This window comes from Azospirillum thiophilum (assembly GCF_001305595.1).
Taxonomy (GTDB): domain Bacteria; phylum Pseudomonadota; class Alphaproteobacteria; order Azospirillales; family Azospirillaceae; genus Azospirillum; species Azospirillum thiophilum.
Window position 1 is genome coordinate 875,143 of sequence record NZ_CP012402.1, and the last position, 15,610, is coordinate 890,752.

Here is a 15,610-nt window from a genome sequence, read left to right on the forward strand (position 1 = left end):
TCATGGCATGGAAATTTCTCCGTTCGGCAGCGACTGTCACCGGACTGAAGGACAGAATCGCGGGCGATCTCTATCTGTTCGGCGGAGCCGGGATTGCCAACAGCGTCATCGCGCTCGATCTGGTTGACGAATACCGGCTGATGGTGCCGCCTGGACTGCTCGGTATCGGCAAGCGGCTGTTCGATGGCGGGCTTCCTCGCCTCGATCTGTCGCTGGTCGAGGTGAGGCCGCTCGATACCGGTGCGGTCATCCTGACCTATCGCCACCGCTGACATCTGGCAAAGAGAGGAAACGAACATGTCCTATGTTGATGGGTTCATCCTGGCAGTCCCGAAGCAGAAACTCGACGCTTACAAGGAGATGGCGCGCGAGGCGGGAGCGATCTGGATGGAGCATGGCGCGCTCGCCTTCGTCGAGTGCGTCGGCGACGATGTGCCCTATGGGGAGTTGACTTCCTTCCCACGTGCGGTGCAGGCCACGGAGGAGGAGACCGTCGTGTTTTCCTGGATCCTCTACAGGTCGCGCGAAGACCGCGACGCGATCAACGCGAAGGTCATGGCCGATCCTCGCATGCCAAAAGACATGACGCAGATGCCGTTCGACGGCAAGCGCATGATCTATGGCGGCTTCCGCCCATTCCTGGAGCTCTGATCCCCGCGGGAGTCCATCCGGATTTCCGAACGCTCCACTGGGAATGCGTTCGGAAATCCGAACGCCCGCGGCTCTGACCAACGATAAAACGTAATCGGATCAGCTATTTGATTGTCGGCGCAATGCCGACCGAAGCTGGCATGGCCGTTGCTCTCCATTGGACGCGTCCCGCGCAGACGGGGCAGACTCAAAAGGGGAGCGAAACGTCCAATGCGTGCAGCAACGCGCACCGAACACGACCTGCTGGGCGACCGCGAGGTTCCGGCCACCGCCTATTACGGGGTCCACACCCTGCGCGCTGTCGAGAATTTCCCGATCACCGGCACGCCGATCTCCCATTACCCCGATCTGGTTCGGGCGCTGGCCGAAATCAAGATGGCCGCGGCGCGCGCCAACCATGAGCTCGGCCTTCTGGGTGCCGGGCACGCCGACGCCATCGTGGCCGCCTGCCGCGAGATCCGCGCCGGCAACCTGCACGACCAGTTCGTCGTCGACGTGATCCAGGGCGGGGCCGGCACCTCGACCAACATGAATGCGAACGAGGTGATCGCCAACCGGGCGCTCGAGATCCTGGGACATGGGCGCGGCGCCTATGCGCACCTGCATCCGAACGAACATGTCAACATGAGCCAGTCGACCAACGACGTCTATCCGACGGCGCTGAAGCTGGCGACCTACACCGGCATCTTCCGGCTGGTGCAGGCGATGGGCCATCTGCGCGCCGCCTTCCAGCGCAAGGCCGACGAGTTCGGCGGCATCCTGAAGATGGGCCGCACCCAGTTGCAGGATGCCGTGCCGATGACGCTGGGCCAGGAATTCTCCACCTACGCCGTCATGCTGGCGGAGGATGAGGAGCGGCTGAAGGAGGCCGCCCTGCTGATCCGCGAGATCAATCTGGGCGCAACCGCCATCGGCACCGGCATCAACGCCCATCCCGACTATGCCTCGCTGGTCTGCCGCCGTCTGGCCGAGGTCAGCGGCGTGCCGGTCGTCACCGCCCCCAACCTCGTGGAGGCGACGCAGGATTGCGGCAGCTTCGTCCAGTTGTCGGGCGTGCTGAAGCGGGTGGCGGTGAAGCTGTCCAAGACCTGCAACGATCTGCGCCTGCTGTCCAGCGGCCCGCGCACCGGCTTCGGCGAGATCAACCTGCCGGCGCGCCAGGCCGGCTCGTCGATCATGCCGGGCAAGGTCAACCCGGTGATCCCGGAGGTGGTCAACCAGATCGCCTTCGAGGTGATCGGCAACGACATGACCGTCACCTTCGCCGCCGAGGCCGGGCAGCTCCAGTTGAACGCCTTCGAACCGGTGATCGCGCACAGCCTGTTCAAGAGCATCACCCACCTGCGCCAGGGCTGCGTCGTGCTGGCCGACCTCTGCGTCGACGGCATCACCGCCAACCGGGAGCATCTGGAAGCCGGCGTGCGCAACTCCATCGGCATCGTCACCGCGCTCAATCCCTTCATCGGCTATGCCAACGCCAGCGAGGTGGCCGCCGAGGCCCATCGCACCGGCAAGGGCGTGGCCGAACTGGTGGAGGCGCGCGGCCTGATGACCGCCGCCGCCCTGGCCGAGGTGCTGCGGCCGGAGGTGCTGACCCGCCCGCGGCTGCCGACCCTTGCCGGCTGACCGTTCCGCCGCCCGGCCCCGGTCATGGCCCGCAAGGGCCGGAACGGAGCCGGTTCTCCATCGACCGCAACCCGGCCGGCGCATGAGGCGGGCGGGACAGGTGAAGGTAGTAGAACCATGAACAAACAGACGACGCTGATCATCGTCGCCATGCTGCTGGGCATCGTCACCGGCTATGCCTGCAACAGCCTGTTCGATCCGGCCGCCGCCAAGGACATCGCCGGCTATTTCGCGATGGTGACGGACATCTTCCTGCGCCTGATCAAGATGATCATCGCGCCTTTGATCTTCTCGACCCTGGTCGCCGGCATGGCCGGCATGGGCGACGCCCGCACCGTCGGCCGCATCGGCGGCAAGGCGGTCGGCTGGTTCCTGATGGCCTCCTTCGCGTCGCTGTTCATCGGGCTGATCTTCGCCAACCTGCTGCAGCCGGGCGCCAATGTCGGCGTGCCGCTGCCCGACGCGGGTGCCAGCGCCGGGCTGAAGACCTCGGCCCTGAACCTGAAGGATTTCCTGACCCACGTCTTCCCGCGCAACTTCTTCGAGGCGATGGCGAACAACGAGATCCTGCAGATCCTGATCTTCTCGATCTTCGTCGGTTTGGCGATCGGCCAGCTGCGCGACACCAAGGCCGGCCTGCTCGCCCGCTCGATCGAGGAGGTCGTGCCGGTGATGTTGAAGGTCACCGACTATGTGATGCGCTTCGCCCCAATCGGCGTCTTCGCCGCCGTCGCCAACGTGGTGACCACCCAGGGGCTGGGCGTGCTGCTGGTCTACGGCAAGTTCATGGGCAGCTTCTACGTGGCGCTGGCGGTGCTGTGGGCGGTGCTGGTCTTCGCCGGCTTCGTCGTGCTGAAGGGCGACGTGTTCCGCGTGGTCAAGGCGATGCGCCAGCCGATGCTGCTTGGCTTCTCCACCGCGTCCAGTGAATCCGCCTATCCGCGGGTGATGGAGGAGTTGAAGACCCTGGGCGTGCGCGAGCGGGTGATCGGCTTCGTGCTGCCGCTCGGCTATTCCTTCAACCTCGACGGCTCGATGATCTACACGGCCTTCGCGTCGCTGTTCATCGCCCAGGCCTATGGCATCCCGCTGACGCTGGAACAGCAGATCGTCATGCTGCTGGTGCTGATGGTGTCGAGCAAGGGCATCGCCGGCGTTCCGCGCTCCTCGCTGGTGGTGGTTGCCGCCGTGCTGCCGATGTTCCATCTGCCGGAGGCCGGCGTGCTGCTGATCATGGGCATCGACCATTTCCTCGACATGGGCCGCACCGCCACCAACGTTCTGGGCAACGGCATCGCCACCACGGTGGTCGCCAAGTGGGAGAACGCCATCGGCACGGAAGAGGACGAGGAGGAGGCCGGCGCCGCCCTGCCCGCTCCCGCCGCGGCGGAGTAGCGGACGGGCGGCCCGACGGACCGGCCGCGACGACGGGCGGGCAATCGGAGGAGGGATCCTGCTATGATCCGGCAATCCTCCTCCCTGCCCGCCTTTTTCATGCCGATCGCCCGCCGCCTCCGCACCATCGGTCTTCTGCTGCCGGCCCTGGCCGGGCTGGCACTGCTCGCCGGGCTGGCCGGTTTCCGGATCAGCGAGGGGATGGGGCTGACCGCCTTGCAGGAAACCGGGCGCCATCGGCTCGACCTCTACGCCGGGAGCCTGGAACGCGAGATCGACAAATACGCCTATTTCCCGGCCACGCTCGGGCTGGAGCGCGACGTGCTGGATCTCGTGGCCGGACGGGCGCCGCTGGCCTGGGGGCTGAATCGCTATCTTGAGCGGCTGAACGAGCGGGCCGGCACCCTGACGATCTATGTGCTGACGCGGCAAGGCCGGGTGGTGGCATCCAGCAACTGGAACCGTCCCGACAGCTTCATCGGCGAGGATCTGTCCTACCGTCCCTATTTCGTCGATGCCGCCGAAGGCCGGCAGGGGCGCTTCTTCGGCGTCGGCACCACGCGCGGGGAGGCCGGCTATTACCTGTCCTCGCCACTGGCTGAGGACGGCGTCATCGTCGGCGTCGCGGTGGTGAAGGTCAGCCTGGAGCAGCTGGAGCAATCCTGGTCGACGGTGGAAGCGCCGGTCCTGGTGAGCGACGAGAATGGCGTGGTCATCCTCGCCTCGGTCCCGTCCTGGAAATTCACCACGCTGCGACCGATGGACGAGCCGGCGCGCCGGCATTTCGAGCGGACCCTGCAATACAACGCCCGTCCGCTGCCGCCGCTGGGCTTGGCGCCACTCTACCGGATCGCTGCCAATGCGGAGCTGGTCCGGCTTGCCCGCCCGGCGGACGGGGAGGCGGAAGCGGCGGTCTTCCCGGTATCCGGCAGTTTCCTGGCGCAGACCGCACCGCTGCATGGCACCGGATGGACGATGACGGTGCTGTCGCCGGCTGCCCAGATCACCGGCATGGCCTGGACCCAGGCGGCGCTCGCCGCGGTCGGCAGCGCCTTCCTCGGCATCCTGCTTCTGCTGTGGGTGCAGCGCCGCGGTCATCTGCGCGATCTGGAACGCAAGGTCGAGGAGCGCACACGCACCCTGCGCGCCGCCCAGGACGAGCTGATCCATGCCGGCAAGCTGGCGGTGATCGGCCAGCTCTCCGCCGGGTTGGCGCATGAGCTGAACCAGCCGCTGGCGGCGCTGCGCACCCTGTCCGGCAACACGATCAAGTTCCTCCAGCGCGGCAAGCTGGAGGCGGCGCAAGGCAATCTGGAGCGTATCGCCCAGCTGGTGGACGGCATGGGGGCGCTGACCAGCCAGCTGAAGTCGTTCGCCCGCAAATCTTCGGGAGCCCCCCGCCCGGTCGCGGTGCGCCGGCCGGTCGACACCGCGCTGTTCCTGCTGGACCAGCGGCTGCGGCGGTCCGGCGTGGCCGTGCAGGTCGATGTGCCGGATGATGTCGCGGTCCTGTGCGATCCCAACCGGCTGGAACAGGTGCTGGTCAATCTGATCGCCAACGGGCTGGATGCGCTGGAGGGGCAGAGGGGCGGCAGGCTGGCCGTGACGGCGCGGCGGGAGGAGGACCGGGTGCGCATCCGGGTGGCCGACAACGGCCCCGGGCTGCCCGACGATGTGCTGCCCCGCCTGTTCGAGCCCTTCTTCACCACCAAGGAGGGAGCCAGGGAGGGAAACGGCGGGCTCGGCTTGGGGCTTGCCATTTCCGCCGGGATCGTGCGTGACTTCGGCGGCACCCTGACCGGGGCGAACGGAGTGGATGGCGGAGCGGTCTTCACCATCGATCTTCCTGCCGCCAACCTTCCTGCCGACCCGTCCGCCGTCCAGGCCGGAGACTTCTCATGTCCGACACTGCCGACACCGCCCTGAAGGTCCTGATCGTCGAGGACGATCCCAATGTGCGCCTCGGCTGCCAGCAGGCGCTGGAGCTGGAGGACATCCCCACGGAGGCGGTGGACAGTGCCGAGACTGCGCGTCGGCTGGTGGCGGACGGGTTTCCCGGCATCGTCGTCACCGATATCCGCCTGCCCGGCATGGACGGGATGGAGCTGCTGTCCGCCTTGCTCGCCGCCGATGCGGATTTGCCGGTGGTGCTGATGACCGGCCATGGCGACGTGTCGATGGCGGTGCAGGCGATGAAGCTGGGTGCCCATGATTTCATCGAGAAACCCTTCTCCCCCGACTATCTGGTCGAGGTGGTGCGCCGCGCGCTGGAGAAGCGGCGGCTGACGCTGGAGGTCCGCGACCTGCGCGCCCGGCTGCAGAACCGCGACAGCATCGAAGCAAAGCTGGTCGGCGGCTCGCCACAGATGGAGCGGGTGCGCCGGCTGATCGCCGGGCTTGCCAACTCCGCCGCCGACGTGCTGATCCATGGCGAGACCGGCTCCGGCAAGGAGCTGGCCGCGCGCTGCCTGCATGACGCCAGCCCGCGCCGAACCGGCAACTTCGTCGCCATCAACTGCGGCGGCCTGCCGGACAGCCTGATCGACAGCGAGATCTTCGGGCATGAGGCCGGCGCCTTCACCGGGGCCGGCAAGCGGCGGATCGGCAAGGTGGAGCATGCCAACGGCGGCACCCTGTTCCTCGACGAGATCGAGAGCATGCCGATGCCGGTGCAGATCAAGTTCCTGCGCGTGCTGCAGGAACGCACGCTGGAACGGCTGGGCTCCAACACGCCGGTCCATGTCGATTGCCGGGTGATCGCCGCGACCAAGGTCGATCTGCGCGCCCTGGCCGACCGCGGGCAGTTCCGCGCCGATCTCTATTACCGGCTCAACGTCGCCGACCTGCCCTTGCCGCCCCTGCGCGAGCGGCGCGAGGACATCCCCCTGCTGTTCGAGCAGTTCATCCTGCAGGCCGCCGCCCGCCACGGCCGCCCGGTGCCGCCGCCCGATACCGGGCGGATGCGCCGGCTGATGGCCCATGACTGGCCGGGCAACGTGCGGGAGCTGCACAATGTCGCCGACCGCTGCGTGCTGGGGATCGAGCAGGGCTTTCCGCCCTTCGGCACCGCCCAGACCGGAACCGCCCGGCCGCTGGCCGACGCGGTCGAGGCCTTCGAGCGCGCGTTGATCGCCGACACCCTCCGCCGCACCGGCCACAGCCTCGCCCGCGCCGCCGGAGAGCTGCAGATCGCCAAGACGACCCTGCACGACAAGATCCGGAAATATGGGCTGTCCTGAGCAGTGTTGACGGTCCACTACGCCAAGGCCGCCTCCATCCCGGCGGCGATGCCGAGCAGGCTGCGGTCGCTGCCGCGGCGGCCCATCGCCATCAGACCGACCGGCAGCCCGGCCGCCGGGACCGGCAGCGAAATGGCCGGCAGGTCGAACAGGTTGGCGACACGGGTGTTGCGCAGCAGAGCCATATTGATCCGGTGGAAGGCGGCATCCTCCGCCGTGTCGGCGATGGCGGGGGCGGTCAGCGGAACCGTCGGCAGCAGCAGGACCGGCTGGCGGCTCAGCCGCTCGTCCATCAGGCTGATCAGGCCGGCGCGGCGGCGCTGCATGCGGACATAGTCGGCGGCAGGGGTCTTGCCGCCGGCCTCGATGCGGGCGCGCGTCTTGGGGTCGATGCCGTCGAGCGACGCGATGCCGAGGTCGGCCAGGGTGGCCGCCAGTTCGATGGCGGTGAAGACGCCGATGCGGTCGAGGTCGGCCAGAGCGTCCAGTTCCGCCTCGATAGAGCCATCGGCGATGTGGGCACCGGCAGCGCGCAGCCGGTCCAGCGCGTTTTCAAAGGCGTCGGAGACGGCCGGTTCGACACCGTCGAACAGCCGGCCGCGCGGCACCAGGAAGCTCTGCCCGGCCAGAGGCGTTGGCGTCAGACTCTCCTCGCCCGACACCGTGTCGGCCAGCACCGCATCGAGCAGGGCGGCATCGGCGACGGTGGCGGCAATCGGGCCGATGACGTCCAGGGTGGATGACAGCGGGAAGGCACCCTCGGCCGGCAGGCGGCCCGACGACGGCTTGAAGCCGACCGCGCCGGACAGCGCCGCCGGGATCCGCAGCGAGCCGCCGGTGTCGCTGCCGACCGCGATCTCCGCCATGCCGTCGACCACCGAGATCACGGCACCGGATGACGAGCCGCCGGGCACCCGCGAGCGGTTGCGCGGGTTGCCGGGATTGCCGAGATGTGGATTGAGGCCGACGGCGGAGAAGGCGAACTCCGTCATGTGGGTGCGGCCGACGATGACGGCACCGGCGGCGCGCAGCCGGGCGACGGCGCGGGCATCGCACCGGGCGGCGGGGCGGTCACGCAGGATGGCGGAGCCGGCCGCGGTGGTGTCGCCCGCGACGTCGAACAGCGCCTTGACCGAGACGATCCGGCCGTCGAGCGGTCCCAGCGGGCGCCCGGCGGCGGCCCGGCGGTCGCTGGCGGCGGCGGCGGCACGCGCGTCCTCCGCATAGATCTCGGTGAAGACCAGCGAGCCTTGGCGGTCCGGGTCGGCGATCCGGCCGAGCGCCGCTTCCAGCCGGGCGGACGAGGTCGGGTGTGTGGACGGAACGGACATGGCAGGCTCCTGACGGATCGTTCAAGCGGCGGGGTGCGGTGCGGCGAGGCCGGCATTTCTGACGGCAAATGGAACATTTGAAACCGGATGAAACATAAATCCCGACCTGTTCCACTGTTCAGTTCGCCGCGCAGCCGCCCGAGGATCCGGAAAAGAGGCGTCCATCTTCAGCGTGGAACAGGTCGGAACGGCGGGCTGGCGCACCATGCTGGGGGCTCTGTGGTCAAGGAAACGGCTTCCCTTCCTATCACGGAGAGGCTTGGCCGGTAAGCGCGTGCTGAAAATCCAATCCACCTCCGCCCCGAACGGAGGCAACCGGCGCCCTTTTTATACCATTTATTTTTTGTTCTTTATCGGAGATTGATTTATACCTGTGTGGAACTGTTTTTATCTCTACTTTCGTAAGGGTATTTGCCATTCGGCCGATGGCGCGTGTTGGCGCCCTGTGATATTCAGAACACAACGAAGCAGACCGAGCAGACACACGGCCGACGCGAATTCCCGGACCTCCCTCCAAGACGAGGCTGCCTTCGGGAGCCCCCCGGAGCCGGGGGAACGAGCGCCAACGGCCGGCCTTTTCCGGAATGACAGACGGAAGGACGGACACCGATGCCTGCAACGCCTCACGTCCCGCCGCCCAGCGACACGCCGCCGGGTTCCTTCGCACCGGAACGCCAGATCGCCATCGTCGGCGCCGGCTTCACCGGCAGCCTGCTGGCAGCCCACCTGCTGCGCAATGCACCGGCGCCGCTGGTCGTCCACCTGATCGAATACGGGCACCGGCCGGGCACCGGCGTCGCCTATTCCACCCCCAACGGCGCGCATGTGCTGAACGTCCGCGCCTACAACATGAGCGCCTATCCCGACGACCCGCGCCATTTCCTGCGCTGGCTGTGGAGCCGGGCCGAGGGGCCGACGGCAGAACAGCCGGTGCCACCGAGCGGCCATGCCTTCGTGTCGCGGGCGCTGTACGGCACCTATATCGAGGACGTGCTGGCGGAAGCGCAGGCCGAGGCGCCGGCCCACGCCCGGCTCAACCTGATCCGCGGCGAGGCGGTGGACGTCCGCACCGACAGCGGCGCCGGCGGACGACGAGTCGTGCATGTGCGGCTGGGCGACGGGCGCATCGTCAGCGCCGACGCCGCGGCGCTGTGCATCGGCAATTTCCCGCCCTCTCCGCCCTGCCTGGCCTCGCCGACCGCCGGCGAGGCCTTCGCGTCCGACCGCTTCATCGGCGACCCCTGGGATGCCGACGCCATCGGCCGCGTCGACCGTGACGCCGCGGTGGCGATCCTCGGCACCGGCCTGACCATGGTGGACACGGTGCTGTCGCTGCTCGACCAGGGGCATCGCGGCCCGGTCATCGCGGTCTCGCGCCGCGGGCTGCTGCCGCTGCGCCATGAAGAGACCCGGCCCTACACCTCCTTCCTGCACCCGGACGTGATGCCGCGCACCGTTCTGGACGTGCTGATCGCGCTGAAGGCGGACGCACGGCGGGCAGCGGCGGCAGGGTACGATTGGCGCTCGGCTTTCGATGCGCTGCGGCCGCACCATCACCGCATCTGGGCCCATCTGCCGATGGAGGAGCGGCGGCGTTTCCTGCGCCATGCCCGCCCCTTCTGGGAGGTGCATCGCCACCGGATGGCGCCGCAGGTGGCCGACCGCATCGCCACCGCCCGATCCGGCGGCCAACTGGACATCCTGACGGGGCGCCTGACCGATGCGGCGTTGACCGGCGGCGGGCTGGAACTGCGCATCGCCGAACGCGGCGGCGGAGCGACGAGGGTGCTGACCGCAGGCGCACTGATCAACGCGACCGGCACCAACTGCGACTATACCCGCATCCGCCACCCGCTGGTGCGGTCGCTGCTGGACCGCGGGCTCGCCCGGCCGGATCCGCTGCGCCTGGGGCTGGACGTGACGGAGAGCGGGGCGGTGATCGCCGCCGACGGCACGCCGGCTCCGCATCTGCTTGCCTTCGGCCCGGTCGCAAAGGCGCCCTTCTGGGAGATGACCGCGGTGCCTGAGCTCCGCAGCCGATGCGCCGACGCCGCCCGGCGGATCCTGTCCGACCTGACGGGAGGGACGCTGCCCGCACATGGCGTCCCCCCGGCGGTGCCGACGCTGGAGTTCCCGGAACCGCCGCGCGCATAGGAACGCGGCGGGAGGGAACGCGGCAGGAGGTCAGCGCGCCTTGGGCAGCGGCGCGGCGTATCCGCCGGCCTTGCTGGTCCGCAGGCCGAGAGCCGCCAGCCCCTCCGCCAGCTTCACCGCGGCGGTGACGCCGTCCACCACCGGCAGACCCATCTCTTCGCCGAGCGAGCGGGCGAGGTCGGCCATGCCGGCGCAGCCGAGCACGATGCTCTCCGCCCCGTCCTGCTCCATGGCGCGGCGGATCTCGGCGCGCACGCGGTCGACGGCGCCGGATGCCGGATCCTCCAGCGCCAGCACCGGGACGCCCGCCGCCCGGATGGTGCTGCGGCCGGCCATGCCGTAGCGCTGGGCCAACCGTTCCAGCGCCGGGACCGAGCGGGCGAGCGTGGTGACCACGCTGAAACGGCCACCCAGCAGGCTGGCGGTCTGCATCGCCGCCTCGCAGATGCCGATGACGGGGGCGGTGGCGAGGCTGCGGGCGGCGTCCAGCCCGACATCGTCGAAGCAGGCGATGACCGTTCCGGCGATCGTGCCCTCATGCCGTTCGATCTCCGCCAGCAGACCGGGGACGGCCAGCGCCTCGTCGTAATAGCCCTCGATGCTGGCGGGGCCGGACGGCGGGTTGACCGCCAGGATCTCGGTGCCGGGAGCGGCGACGCTGCGGGCGGCGGCGGCGATCCGAACCGTCATCGAGGTGGTGCTGTTGGGGTTGACGACCAGGATGCGCATGATGATGAAAATCCTCGAAGGCCGTTTCAGCCGTTCAGCGCACGGCGCAGGCGGTGGCGGCGCAGTGCGATCAGGCCGAGCAGGAACAGGCCGATCACCGTGAAGGAGAAGACCGTCGTCAGCGAGCCCAGCGCATAGAGCACCGGTGTCGTGACGTTGGTGGTCATGCCGTAGATCTCCAGCGGCAGCGTGTTGAAGCTGCCGGCGGTCATCAGCGTGCGGGCGAACTCGTCATAGGACAGGGTGAAGCCGAACAGCCCGACGCCGATCAGGCTGGGCAGCAGGATCGGCAGCACGACATGACGCACCGTCTGCCACGGCGTGGCACCGAGGTCGCGCGCCGCCTCCTCATAGGCCGGGTTGAAGCGGTTGAAGATGGCGAAGACGATCAGCAGGCCGAAGGGTAGCGTCCAGGTCAGATGCGCGCCGAGCGCCGAGCCGTACCAGCTGGGTTCCAGCCCGAGGATGTTGAAGAACAGGCCGATGCCCAGGCTGACCAGGATCGACGGCACGATCAGGCTGGCAATGGCCAAGTAGAACAGGGCGCCGCTGCCGCGGAAGCGGCGGCGGAAGGCGAAGCCGGCCAGCACCGAGAACAGCACGGTCAGCACCATCACCATCAGCCCCAGCGCGATCGACCGGCGGAAGGAACCGCCGAAATCGCCGACCGCCTGCTGCTCGAACAGGTTGCGGAACCAGTGCAGCGAGACGCCGTTCATCGGGAAGGTCAAGCCGCCCTCCGGCCCCTGGAAGGACAGAACCAGGATGGTGGCGGTCGGGCCGTAGAGGAACAGCACGAACAGCGCGAAGAAAGCGGCCAGCAGGTAGAAGGACAGGCCACGGCGGGAGGTGTTCATCTCTCACAGCTCCTTGCGGATGTCGACGACGCGCAGCATCGCCACCACCATGATCAGGACGACGGCCAGCAGGACCACGGCGTTGGCGGCGGCGGCCGGGTATTGCAACAGCGAGATCTCGTTGGCGATCATCAGGCCGATCGAGGCGCTCTGCCCGCCGCTCATCAGCCGCACGGTGATGAAATCGCCCATCACCAGCGTAACGACGAAGATCGAGCCGATGGCGATGCCGGGCTTGCTCAGCGGCAGGATGACGTTCCACAGCGTCTGCGCCGCGCTGGCGCCGCCGTCGCGCGCCGCCTCGACCAGCGCGCGGTCGATGCGCATCATCGAATTGAAGATCGGCACCACCATGAACAGCGCATAGAGGTGGACGAAGGCCAGCACGACCGAGAAGTCGGAGAACAGCAGGAACTCCAGCGGCCGGTCGATGATCCCGGCGGAGATCAGCCCGGAATTCAGCAGCCCGTTGCGCCCGAGGAACGGGATCCAGGAGATCATGCGGATGATGTTGGAGGTCCAGAACGGAATGGTGCAGACCAGGAACAGCACCATCTGCCAGGTGGTGGAGCGGATGTGGAAGGCCAGGAAATAGGCGACCGTGAAGCCGATGCCGAGCGTGATCGCCCAGGTCAGCACGGCGTATTTCAGCGTGTTCAGATAGGTCTTCCAGGTGACCGGCGAGGTCAGCAGCTCGATGTAGTTGGTCAGCACGAAATCCGGGTAGATGCGCACGCTGTCGTAATCCCAGAAGCTGACCGCGACGATGGTCAGGATCGGCACCAGCAGGAACAGCAGCAGCGCGACGGTCAGCGGTGCGGCCTGGAGATAGGGGGCAAGGCGCGGCAACAGGCGGGAACGGCGGCGGACCGTGACGCCGGTGGCCGCGGCGGACGGTCGGGACGTTTCGGCGGTCAGGGTCATCGGCGGGGTCCTGGGGGATGGAGTGGTGTTGAGAGGTGGTCGCCGCGCTTGCCCCCACCCTTCCCACGGCTGGCGCCGCGGGCCCCTTCCCTCCCCCGCTTCGCAAGGGAGGGAGTTAATACGCTGCGGCGGAGTTCCCTCCCCCGCCCAGCGGGGGAGGGTTAGGGAGGGGGCATCGAAGCCGACGATTACGCCGCGATGAACTCGTTCCACTTGCGGACCATGTAGCGGTCCTCGTCCATCACCGCGTTCCAACAGGCGACGCGGCCCATGCGGTCGGCGAAGGAGCCGCCGTCGCGCACGGCGCCGGCCTTCTCCATCACCTTGCCCTCCGGGCTGAGGATGTCGGTCTTGGCCGGCTGGCCCTCCATCCAGAACGCCCATTCCTCCGGCGACATGTGCTGCTTGGCTGTGTCGAGCACGGCCGAATAATAGCCCTGGCGGTTCAGGTAGGCGCCGACCCAGCCCGACAGGTACCAGTTGATGTATTCGTAGGCGGCCTCCAGCTCCAGCCCGCTCAGATGCTTGGCGATGCCGAGCCCGCCGCCCCAGGCGCGATAACCCTCCTTCAGCGGCTGGTAGACGCACTGGATGCCCTTGGCGCGCACCGCGGCGACGGCGGGCGACCACATCGACTGGATGATGACCTCACCCGACGACATCAGGTTGACGCTCTCGTCGAAGGTCTTCCAGAAGGCGCGGAACTGGCCGGATTTCTTGGCGTCGGTCATGATCTTGAGGGTCTTGTCGATCTCCTCCTTGGTCATGTTGCCCTTGTCGCCATACTTGACCTCGCCCATCGCCTCGCAGACCATGGCGGCGTCCATGATGCCGATCGACGGGATGTTCAGCAGCGACGCCTTGCCCTTGAAGGCCGGGTCGAGCAGATCCTTCCAGCTGGAGATCGGACGGCCGACCAGATCGGGGCGGATGCCCAGCGTGTCGGCGTTGTAGATGGTCGGGATCAGCGTCATCCAGTCGCTGGGCGACTTGGCGAACTTGGTGCTGTCCTTGCCCTCGACGAATCCGACGGTGTGGGGGGCGGTGCCCTGGGCGATGGCGCTGTCCGGCGTCAGCTTGCCGGTGACGAAGATCGGGACGATCTTGTCGAAATTCTTGATCTTCCTGACCTCCATCGGCTGCATGACACCGGCCGGGAAGACCTTCTTGCAGATCCAGTATTCGATGTCGGCGATGTCGTAGGATTTCGGCTGGGTCACCGCGCGCTGGGTCACCGCGTCGGAATCGAGCGCGGTCATCTGCAGCGTGAAGCCCAGATCCTCCTTCACCTTGTCGGCGACGGCGTTCAGGTTCGACACGCCGGTGCCGAACTGGCGCAGCGTGACGTTCTTGATGTTCTGCGCCCAGATGGTCGGAAAGCCGGTGATCGCGCCGGAGCCGACGGCGGCGCCCGCCACGGCGGCGGTGCCCTTCAGCAGGGTGCGGCGGCTGACGCCGGGAACGGATTTCGAACCGGAACGGGTGTCGGTCATAGGTGAGCCTCCAGTCTGTTCGTCAGGTATTTTTTTGAAAGGCGTTTTGTGACAGGCGGTTGAAAGGGGGTCAGGACGCCAGCGCATGGATGTCCCGGCTGCTCCAGCCGGCGCGCACGCGGTCGCCGACGGAGACGGGCGCGTCGAAATAGCGGGCCTCGTCCAGCACGACGGCGAAATCGTCGGCGCCGGGAATGTCGAGGCTGAGATGGACGGAAGCGCCGTGATACTCCAGCGCCCGCACCGTGCCCTCCACCTGGATCTCGGTGCGCAGGTCGGCGCCGCCCAGCAGGATGCGGTCGGTGCGCACGGCGCAGCGGCCGGAACCGCCCGCCGGTCCACCCGCCGCTCCCGCCTCGATGACGTTGTGTCCGCCGATGAAGCGGGCGACGAAGGCGGTGCGCGGACGGTTGAACAGCTCGCGCGGCAGGCCGGCCTGCTCGATCCGGCCCTGGTTCATCACCACCGCGAGGTCGGCCAGCGCCATCGCCTCGGTCTGGCTGTGGGTGACGTGGATGAAGGTGATGCCGATGTCGCGGTGCAGGCGCTTCAGCTCCTCGCGCATGCGCACGCGCAGGAAGGGGTCGAGCGCCGACAGCGGTTCGTCCAGCAGCAGCACGCCCGGCCGGGTGATCAGCGCGCGGGCCAGCGCCACGCGCTGCTGCTGGCCGCCCGACAGCTGCGACGGCAGCCGGCCGGCATATTTGGCCATGTCGACGAGGTCGAGCATCTCGCCCGCCCGGCGGCGGCGCTCCTCCTTCGCCACGCCCTTCATCTTCAGGCTGAAGGCGACGTTGTCAGTGCAGTCCAGATGCGGAAACAGGGCGTAGCTCTGGAACATCATCGCGGTGCCGCGCCTGGCCGGCGGGTCGCCGTTGACCACATTGTCGCCGATCAGCAGGTCGCCGTCGGTGATGTCCTCGTGCCCGGCGATCATCCGCAGGGTCGAGGTCTTGCCACAGCCGCTCGGCCCCAGCAGGCAGCAGTAGGAGCCGGCGGCGATCCGCAGGTCGATGCCGTCCACCGCCACGGTCGTGCCGTAGGCCTTGCGCAGCTTCACCAGCTCGACCGGCGATCCGGCTCCCGTCGGTCCGCTGGCAGTCGATCCGCTGCCGGCCGCGTGCGCGATGGTCGATCCCGCCGTCATGGTCCCTCCAATATTGTGCACAATCTGGCCGGTCTTTTGTGACCGCTTCGCTTTCTGCATGTCG

General features: G+C 68.0%; 13 protein-coding genes. 7 read left to right on the forward strand and 6 right to left on the reverse strand.

Annotation, left to right across the window (positions count from 1 at the left end):
- Positions 1–2: 2 nt before the first annotated feature.
- The 6 genes from AL072_RS17475 (at position 3) to AL072_RS17500 (ending at position 6,911) form a co-directional block, all read left to right on the forward strand.
- Complete coding sequence (locus AL072_RS17475; RefSeq protein ID WP_158511077.1) at positions 3–272, forward strand: dihydrofolate reductase family protein; 270 nt, start codon at positions 3–5, stop codon at positions 270–272.
- A 25-nt stretch (positions 273–297) separates the two neighbouring features.
- On the forward strand, positions 298–651 hold the full coding sequence (locus AL072_RS17480; protein WP_045583001.1) for a DUF1428 domain-containing protein: 354 nt from the start codon (positions 298–300) through the stop codon (positions 649–651).
- Between the two features lie 210 nt (positions 652–861).
- A complete protein-coding gene (aspA, locus tag AL072_RS17485; RefSeq protein WP_045583000.1) occupies positions 862–2,277 on the forward strand; it encodes an aspartate ammonia-lyase in 1,416 nt (471 codons plus the stop codon).
- 117 nt (positions 2,278–2,394) lie between these two features.
- Positions 2,395–3,672: a dicarboxylate/amino acid:cation symporter gene (locus tag AL072_RS17490; protein WP_045582999.1), complete on the forward strand. Its 1,278-nt coding sequence runs from the start codon at positions 2,395–2,397 to the stop codon at positions 3,670–3,672.
- Positions 3,673–3,735: 63 nt separating this feature from the next.
- Positions 3,736–5,598, forward strand: coding sequence for a sensor histidine kinase (locus AL072_RS17495; protein WP_245636831.1), 1,863 nt, complete (start codon positions 3,736–3,738; stop codon positions 5,596–5,598).
- The gene (locus AL072_RS17500; protein WP_045582998.1) at positions 5,571–6,911 is read left to right on the forward strand and encodes a sigma-54-dependent transcriptional regulator; all 1,341 of its coding nucleotides are present in this window, start codon (positions 5,571–5,573) and stop codon (positions 6,909–6,911) included. The genes AL072_RS17495 and AL072_RS17500 overlap by 28 nt, the downstream gene beginning before the upstream one ends.
- A gap of 17 nt (positions 6,912–6,928) precedes the next feature.
- On the opposite strand, the gene AL072_RS17505 is transcribed toward AL072_RS17500, so the two are convergent.
- Entirely contained in the window at positions 6,929–8,242 is a 1,314-nt protein-coding gene (locus AL072_RS17505) for an amidase (RefSeq protein ID WP_045582997.1), read from the reverse strand.
- A gap of 609 nt (positions 8,243–8,851) precedes the next feature.
- On the opposite strand from AL072_RS17505, the gene AL072_RS17510 reads away from it, so the two are divergent.
- A complete protein-coding gene (locus AL072_RS17510; RefSeq protein ID WP_045582996.1) occupies positions 8,852–10,396 on the forward strand; it encodes an FAD/NAD(P)-binding protein in 1,545 nt (514 codons plus the stop codon).
- Positions 10,397–10,426: 30 nt separating this feature from the next.
- Here the strand turns inward: AL072_RS17510 and AL072_RS17515 are convergent, their stop codons facing one another.
- The 5 genes from AL072_RS17515 to AL072_RS17535 form a co-directional block, all read right to left on the reverse strand.
- Entirely contained in the window at positions 10,427–11,125 is a 699-nt protein-coding gene (locus AL072_RS17515; RefSeq protein ID WP_045582995.1) for an aspartate/glutamate racemase family protein, read from the reverse strand.
- A gap of 26 nt (positions 11,126–11,151) precedes the next feature.
- Entirely contained in the window at positions 11,152–11,982 is an 831-nt protein-coding gene (locus AL072_RS17520) for an ABC transporter permease (protein WP_045582994.1), read from the reverse strand.
- Positions 11,983–11,985: 3 nt separating this feature from the next.
- The gene (locus AL072_RS17525) at positions 11,986–12,906 is read right to left on the reverse strand and encodes an ABC transporter permease (RefSeq protein WP_045582993.1); all 921 of its coding nucleotides are present in this window, start codon (positions 12,904–12,906) and stop codon (positions 11,986–11,988) included.
- Between the two features lie 188 nt (positions 12,907–13,094).
- Positions 13,095–14,399 carry an ABC transporter substrate-binding protein gene (locus AL072_RS17530; RefSeq protein WP_045582992.1) on the reverse strand — a complete coding sequence of 435 codons (1,305 nt, stop codon included), beginning with the start codon at positions 14,397–14,399 and terminating at the stop codon, positions 13,095–13,097.
- Positions 14,400–14,469: 70 nt separating this feature from the next.
- Entirely contained in the window at positions 14,470–15,546 is a 1,077-nt protein-coding gene (locus tag AL072_RS17535; RefSeq protein ID WP_245636832.1) for an ABC transporter ATP-binding protein, read from the reverse strand.
- Between the last annotated feature and the right edge of the window lie 64 nt (positions 15,547–15,610).